The sequence below is a fragment of the Anaerolinea thermolimosa genome, from assembly GCF_001050195.2.
Classification (GTDB): Bacteria; Chloroflexota; Anaerolineae; order Anaerolineales; family Anaerolineaceae; genus Anaerolinea; species Anaerolinea thermolimosa.
The window spans coordinates 40324-46174 of record NZ_DF967965.1; the positions used below are offsets into that span (position 1 = coordinate 40324).

9 protein-coding genes are annotated in these 5851 nt (G+C 59.3%); all 9 read right to left on the minus strand.

Annotated features, from left to right (window positions below; all coding sequences use genetic code 11):
* On the minus strand, nucleotides 1–238 hold a 238-nt coding region (locus ATHL_RS00175; protein ID WP_114679449.1), incomplete at its 3' end, for a GxxExxY protein.
* 4 nt (nucleotides 239–242) lie between these two features.
* Entirely contained in the window at nucleotides 243–1304 is a 1062-nt protein-coding gene (locus ATHL_RS00180) for a MarR family transcriptional regulator (protein WP_062188714.1), read from the minus strand.
* A 233-nt stretch (nucleotides 1305–1537) separates the two neighbouring features.
* Nucleotides 1538–1999 (minus strand): ribbon-helix-helix domain-containing protein, encoded by a 462-nt coding sequence (locus tag ATHL_RS00185; RefSeq protein WP_062188715.1) that lies wholly within the window; start codon nucleotides 1997–1999, stop codon nucleotides 1538–1540.
* Nucleotides 1996–2784: a ParA family protein gene (locus ATHL_RS00190; RefSeq protein WP_062188716.1), complete on the minus strand. Its 789-nt coding sequence runs from the start codon at nucleotides 2782–2784 to the stop codon at nucleotides 1996–1998. The genes ATHL_RS00185 and ATHL_RS00190 overlap by 4 nt, the downstream gene beginning before the upstream one ends.
* The gene (locus ATHL_RS19445; protein ID WP_062188717.1) at nucleotides 2781–3491 is read right to left on the minus strand and encodes a ParA family protein; all 711 of its coding nucleotides are present in this window, start codon (nucleotides 3489–3491) and stop codon (nucleotides 2781–2783) included. The genes ATHL_RS00190 and ATHL_RS19445 overlap by 4 nt, the downstream gene beginning before the upstream one ends.
* On the minus strand, nucleotides 3488–3763 hold the full coding sequence (locus tag ATHL_RS00200) for a hypothetical protein (RefSeq protein WP_162787520.1): 276 nt from the start codon (nucleotides 3761–3763) through the stop codon (nucleotides 3488–3490). Before ATHL_RS00200 ends, ATHL_RS19445 begins: the two co-directional genes overlap by 4 nt.
* 220 nt (nucleotides 3764–3983) lie before the next feature.
* The gene (locus ATHL_RS00205) at nucleotides 3984–4217 is read right to left on the minus strand and encodes a hypothetical protein (RefSeq protein ID WP_062188719.1); all 234 of its coding nucleotides are present in this window, start codon (nucleotides 4215–4217) and stop codon (nucleotides 3984–3986) included.
* Nucleotide 4218: 1 nt separating this feature from the next.
* The gene (locus ATHL_RS00210; protein ID WP_062188720.1) at nucleotides 4219–4701 is read right to left on the minus strand and encodes a hypothetical protein; all 483 of its coding nucleotides are present in this window, start codon (nucleotides 4699–4701) and stop codon (nucleotides 4219–4221) included.
* Between the two features lie 81 nt (nucleotides 4702–4782).
* Nucleotides 4783–5697 (minus strand): hypothetical protein, encoded by a 915-nt coding sequence (locus ATHL_RS00215; protein WP_062188721.1) that lies wholly within the window; start codon nucleotides 5695–5697, stop codon nucleotides 4783–4785.
* Between the last annotated feature and the right edge of the window lie 154 nt (nucleotides 5698–5851).

A 5851-nucleotide genomic window follows, 5' to 3' on the forward strand; every position in this document is an offset into this window, starting at 1 on the left:
CCACCACCGCATCGCCTTTCTGCACCAGCAAGTCCGGTACCACCTCCCCAACCACCTGCCCGTTGTAGCGCACCTTCAGCCGCGGGCAGTAGCGCGCCACCTCCCCGCTCTCCCGCAGTTCGTTCAGCAGCGCCCGGTGGTACACCAGTTCCGGATACCCCGGTCCCAATTCCCGCTGCACCCGCCGCGCATGGCGGATGATCTTGCCCAACACCGGCAGATATTTCTCAGTGACCATCTTGCTAATGCTCGATAAACTCGGCGTACTTGCCGGACGTGTATGACCGGCGTCTGCGTTCTTCGCGCTCCACTTCGGTCACAGGCGGGAGTATGCCTGAGCGCAGTCCAGTCAGGAAACGTGCCGCTGCATGTTCCGGTGGTTGCTTCTTCGCCCAATCCAGCCAGGCTTTGAAAGCATGGCGGTCATGCTGGTAATGCTCGGCAAGTTCGTCCATCCCGCCATTCCAGCCAATCTCCCGCAGGGCTTCCAGGACGCCTTTGGGCAGTTTGGGCTTGGATGGTTTGGGCTTATCCTGCTTTTGCGCTTGCATCTCGAGCCGTTCTTGCAAGTCGGCTTGCTCAACGTCCAAATTCCAGTTGGGATCGCTCACCGCCTTGACCAGCCAGCCGGGACCGTCCGCTCGTCCGACTTTGACCGCCAGCGGGTACAGCGACAGGCATTTTACAACCCGTTCCAGCGGGAAATTATCCAGCAGGAATCTTGCAGTTTTTGAATAAATTCCGATTTTGCGCAATTGCACAAAAAGCGCGTTTTTTGCGTCATTTTCAGGCGTTTTTTGCGAAAAATTTGTGCTCGCGCTTAAGTTAAGCAAAGTTAAGTTTGTTGTTGAATCTGAATCATTAACAACATCTTTACTTTGCTTTGCTTTAATAGGCGTAATCGGTAAAAATTTTTTACCGATAAAATCTTTACCGATTGAACCGTTCGAACTGTCAATCGGTAAATTTTTTTCACCGATAAAACGGGGTTTGAGTTCGTAAACGTGCATGGTGTGACCGCGATAGCCGGTCATCTCAAAGCGGGTCAGCAGTCCCCGTTTCATCGCCCGCTCAATGCCGTCCAGCACAGCAGGGCGCGATAAACCGGTCATCGTCTCAAACTCCGAGAGGGTAATCGGCTCGGCACCCCCAACCTGCATCAGGCGGGCAATCGCGGCAACCGTGACCTTCAACTCCGCGAGGTTCATCCACGGTAAAAGCGGGACGATTTCCGGCGGCAGGATGATGGTCTCCGGCAGGGTAATCCCGTCAAGAACGGGTCCAAAGCTCTCGTTTTTGCTCACTTCTGCACCTCCTCAAATTGCCCGAATTTTCGCCTAAAAACAGGGCTTTTTTTTCAAAAGGTCTTATCCTAGCCATACCCTCAAATCAGAGGGCTTGCAGGGCTTCTACGTGGCGCAAGGGCTGTCCCTTCTCTTTTTTAGGGCTGTCCCTTTGGGACGTCCCTTGAAAATTCAAGGGCTGTCCTTCAGGGTCGTCCCTTGAAAACTCTAGGGCTGTCCCTTGAAATCCTCGCTCACCACGATTTTTTATTTTTCCGCGACTCAAGCTTTTCCATCCTTTCCACATCCTTCGGATGAACCAGAATCCAGTCGTAGCGCGGCGATTCCGAGGGGTACTTGAAACCCCAAAAGCCAATCTCTTTCTTTTCATACCTCTCCACCGCTTCAAACAGGAAGAAGGTAATCACCTGCGAAACCGTGACGCTTTCTTTCCCTGCAATCCTTTCCAGGGCTTCCCGCAGTTCAGCCGGTATATCCACGGTGACTTTGTTGGGCTTCCTTCCTCGGGCTTTTTCTTTCTCCCGGCGCTTCTTCTCCTCTTCTTTCCGCCGCCACTCTGCCAACCGCTTCCTTTCCGCCGGTGACAGCCGCTGCTCTTCCGCCCGCCGTTCGCTCTCTTCCAGCAGCAGACGCACACCTTCATCAAACCCTGCAAAGGCCGATAACACCTGCTCTTCCCTGTTCTTCCTGCTCATGCTCCCTCCAGCAGTCCTTTCATCCGCCGCAAGGCTTCTTCATATCCCCCCACCCGCTTTCCACCGGTCTCAAGCCCCCGGATGGCTTTCGTCTCGGCGGCGTACTCCCACAAGGTCTTTCCCCGCCCAGGTGATTCCATCACCCGCGGATCGTTGGGGATCGGCGGCCATACCATCCCTCCAAAGGTGTCTACCAGTTCTTTCAACCGCATGCCGCTTTCCCGCCACACCCGCACGTACATGGTCGGCAGGACGATGAACCGCTGCCAGCTTTTCCCTTTGCTGTAACTCAACTCCGCCATCGTGCTGGTGACCTCTGCCACTCCGTCCATGTCCAGAAATCGCGGGGAGACCGGGATCACCACGTAATCCGCTGCCATCATCGCCGCTGTCTGCAGGTGATCCAGCCCGGGTCCCAGATCAATCATGCCTACCTGCATGCCCAGTTCCTCCGCTTCCTGGCGAATCCGCCTCACGAACAACGGCATGGCCAGCGGTTCATCCCTCAGTTTTCCAATCACCAGGTTCGTGCTCTTATCCCCCGGCAGCACCCACAAATTTGGCCGCGCTTCCACGAGGTGTTTTTCCATCGGCTCTTCTTCGTAAAACCATCTTCGAAATCCTGGTGCCTTGGGAATGCTCAGGTGCTTTTCCACATGCCCCTGTTTGTCTCCGTCTATCAACAGCACTTTGTATCCCTCCATGGCTAGCCCATGCCCCAGGGTAATCGCGGAAGTGGTTTTCCCAACCCCACCTTTCTGGTTCACAAAGGCAAATATCTTCATCCCTGCCTCTCCGCTTCCCTCAAAACCCACATTGCCAGATTGTGGTACTCCGCCACTACCCGCGTAACCCGCGGCGGCTCAAAAACCGCGCGCTTTTGCCGTGCCCGTGTGTTCCAGGTCAGCAGAAATACCCCGTCCGCTGACTTACCCGTCTCCAATGCCCGCTCCCCATCCGCCGCTGTCTCCACAATGCCGATGACAAAGCAAGCACCCATCCAGCCCTCCTCCCGCAGGTTGCGGCACATCTCGAGAGTGTTCGTTGTGCTTCCTCGCGGCGTCCCGGGATCGTGAGGTACCAGTACCAGATCGGTCCCTCTCAACAGTTCCTTTTCAACTTCCCACTCATACCGGTACCCATCCACCACAACCCAATCCGTTTCCAGCGCTTCAAAGCGCTCGCGCTTCATTTCCTCTGCCTTCAGAGACATTTCTTTTCCATCCAGCAGTTCTTCGGGGCTCGGCCAGTAGCCCGGCAGAACGCTTACCCCCGCGCGCGTCATGTGGGGGACAACCGCTTCCCCCTGCATCCAGCGCAGCGCCAAACCGTCCGCTGACAAACCAAACCACCCATGGCAGTACGGCGGGTTGGCTAAATCGACCAGACTCACCGACTTTCCCAGGCGTGACAATCCGTGTGCCAGATTCACCGCCAGTGTGGTCTTGCCTACCCCGCCTTTCTGGTTGTAGATCGTGACTACCCTGGTCATTTTCTTGCCTCCTCAAACAAACGCATCTGCGCCTCGACCTTACGCTCCTGTCTCTCATGTGTCAGCCAGAGATCCAGCGGCAGCAGATTCGCCGCCCGTTCAATCTCCAACCCATCCACTTCCTGCACGAGAGCTGCCAGCCACTCCGGGGCTCTCTCGCTCATCCGCGCGTAGCGCGCCCTGGTTCCCCTGCGCAGTTCGTACAATTTCAGCGCCGACATCAGGTCGCCTTTGTCCTCGATCCGGTACACCCGCCATTCGGTCTTGTCCATGTCCGTTGCCTCCGTCCAGCCACTCGATATAACTTGCTCCGCCGTGGCCATGCACAGCGACTAAATCCTCGATTTTCAGGTACACATTCAAACCATACGGCTCTCGCTTCCAGCGCAGGACGGCCATCCCATCCGAAAACTCCACCCCTTCCGCCACCTCTCCCGTTCCGCTCACCCCGGAGGGGTCGCACTCCCGCACCAATACGAAGCGCCGCATGGCTCAACGTCCCCCTTCCAGCACCCGCAGCTTGCTCTCTCCCGCCGGGGTCACCTGATACACCCCGTACTGCTCCACGATCAGCCCCAGCCGCGCCAGTTTGCGGTACACCAGCGGGTAGCTCTCCAGCAACTGCGCTTCTGTCGGAGTACACCGCGCCACAAACACCAGACACCGCCCCTCCAGGGCGCTCAATCCCACCGCCCGACAGCGGTAGGGGTTCATCCGTTCATCCATGTCACTTCCTCCGGCTGAAAAGGGGGTGGTTGGTCACCTCGATACCTCGTTCCCCTTCCTGCGGGCGGCGCTCCACCTGTACAAAGAGCGTGGTCTCCGACTTCTCCCGGTGTACCCGCTCCGGCACGTGTCCACCCCGCCCCTCCTTCAGATCCGCCACCGTCCCGGCCAGGTTGGCCAGCCGCGCGTAATCATGGGGCATTTCAGAGCGCGCCTGCTCAAAGGCTTTCTTCGCGTACTCCTCCTGCAACCAGCGGTAGTGCACGCTGGATGGCTCGGAGACAAAGGGTCGGGATTGGGGCTGAGCGGCCTGTCTCTCCGCCGCCGCGCGCATGCGCTCCTCCTTGTCCCGCAGATGGGACATCAGGTAACTGCCCCCTTTGCGGCGCTTCGGCGGGTGCAAAGCTTTCCAGAAAAGCACCAGGATAAAAAGCATGAATGCTCCCGCGCATACAAGTGACGTGTAAGCGTCCTGGTTCTCCATGTATATTCTTCCTCCTGTTCTTCGCTGTTCTGTATTGTTCTGTTCCGTTCTGTTCTGTTCGCTGTTCTGTGCGGCGATCTCTCATGCCCGCTCCAGCGGGGCAGGGGAGAGGGTCACCCGCCGCTCCCCCACCGCGTAGTACAACTCTTGCAGGCTCTCGTACTCCCCCACCAGGTAAGTGCCTTTCCCCGGCTGGGTCTCAACGTAGCGTGAGAGCAGCCGTACCGCCTGCGTCCAGCTCTCCGCACTCCACCCCAGTTCCCGCCAGCCGGGAATGCGGTTTGAGTGTGCCCCCGCCGCCTGTATGCTCTCCCGCAGTAGCCGCAGGGCCACCCGCCGTGCGCCTTCTTCCGCATTCCTCGCCTGCCGTGGGATGAACCCCACCAGCGTGCCGTTCACGGCGTAGGGAATGGGTTCGGTCTCTGTTTCCAGTTCCAGGTGGTTTGCCGCAGGCAGTGGGGTGGGCAGGGCAGGCTGGATCACCTCCACCCGCACCGGTGGAGCGTTCTCCGCCACCAGCAGCAGCGTCCCGGCGCGGCTCTCCACCAGCTGTCTGCGCCGGGACTGCCAGGTGATCCAGGCGCTCCCCGCCTTCCACGCCAGCCCCACCATCACCCCTGCCAGTCCCAGCAGGGTCAGCCCCAGCAGGGCGATCCCTCCGTTCTGCACCAGTGCTTCCCGCTCCGCTTCCCGCGCCACTGCCTCTGCCGTAGCCGTCAGGCGGAAGGTCTGCGCTTCCACCTCCAGCACCTGGCGCGTCCCCTCTACCCGCAGGGCCTGCCGGGTGGCTTCCATGGCTACCGCCTGCGCCGTTTGCTCCATCCTCATGGCCTGCTCCTGCCGTGCGGCCTCTGCCTGCTGTTCCAGTTGCCCGGCCAGCGCCTCCGCCGCCTGCGCTGTGGCGCGCAGCGCCGCCGGGTCTGCTCCCGCCGGTGCGCTCATGCACCCCGCCAGCAGCAGCCCAACCAGCAGGATTAGCAGAGGTTTACCCCTCATCTCCCCTCCCTCTGAGGGACGGCCTTCCCCTGCTTGATCACCACCCGCTCCCCGGTCTTGACGTTTTCGAACACCGTGCCGTGCGGCCAGGGGCAGGGGATGTCTTCCCTCTGCCGCCCGAATGATGGCGGCAGTTCTATGTCGCTCCAGCGGA

What these genes read in the sequence shown, in the direction of transcription:
- ATHL_RS00185 (WP_062188715.1), bottom strand. Translation starts at nt 1,999, where the DNA reads ATGAGCAGGAAGAACAGGGAAGAGCAGGTGTTATCGGCCTTTGCAGGG.
- ATHL_RS00190 (WP_062188716.1), bottom strand. Translation starts at nt 2,784, where the DNA reads ATGAAGATATTTGCCTTTGTGAACCAGAAAGGTGGGGTTGGGAAAACC.
- ATHL_RS19445 (WP_062188717.1), bottom strand. Translation starts at nt 3,491, where the DNA reads ATGACCAGGGTAGTCACGATCTACAACCAGAAAGGCGGGGTAGGCAAG.
- ATHL_RS00200 (WP_162787520.1), bottom strand. Translation starts at nt 3,763, where the DNA reads ATGGACAAGACCGAATGGCGGGTGTACCGGATCGAGGACAAAGGCGAC.
- ATHL_RS00205 (WP_062188719.1), bottom strand. Translation starts at nt 4,217, where the DNA reads ATGGATGAACGGATGAACCCCTACCGCTGTCGGGCGGTGGGATTGAGC.
- ATHL_RS00210 (WP_062188720.1), bottom strand. Translation starts at nt 4,701, where the DNA reads ATGGAGAACCAGGACGCTTACACGTCACTTGTATGCGCGGGAGCATTC.
- ATHL_RS00215 (WP_062188721.1), bottom strand. Translation starts at nt 5,697, where the DNA reads ATGAGGGGTAAACCTCTGCTAATCCTGCTGGTTGGGCTGCTGCTGGCG.